This is a genomic window from Pseudomonas schmalbachii (assembly GCF_017589465.1).
In the GTDB taxonomy this organism is placed as follows: domain Bacteria; phylum Pseudomonadota; class Gammaproteobacteria; order Pseudomonadales; family Pseudomonadaceae; genus Pseudomonas; species Pseudomonas schmalbachii.
This window is the reverse complement of sequence record NZ_JAELYA010000035.1, coordinates 1-264: the sequence shown is the minus strand read 5'-3', so window position 1 is coordinate 264 and position 264 is coordinate 1. Positions and strand designations below refer to the sequence as shown.

At 69.7% G+C, this 264-nt stretch carries 1 pseudogene; it reads right to left on the bottom strand.

Annotated features, from left to right (window positions below):
* Positions 1-264: pseudogene (locus JFY56_RS24235) on the bottom strand (hypothetical protein); the annotation flags it as partial.

Here is a 264-nt window from a genome sequence, read left to right as displayed (position 1 = left end):
CCTGGTTGGTGGCGAACAGTTGCGAACCGTTGACCGCATCGGTGCTGGTCGCACTCAGGCGGCCGGCGGCGACGTTGGTGAGGGTGCGTTCCGCACCGGCCTTGCCCACGCTCACGGTGCCGGTCGGGACAGCCCCGGCGAAGTTGTAGGTGGTGTCCGCGATTTTGGCGGAAGCCGTGCCCACAGCCGCGGCAGTGGTCGCGCCGTCGCCCAGCGCCACGCTGTTGGCGGTGGCGGCAGTAGCGCCTTTACCGATGGCGATGG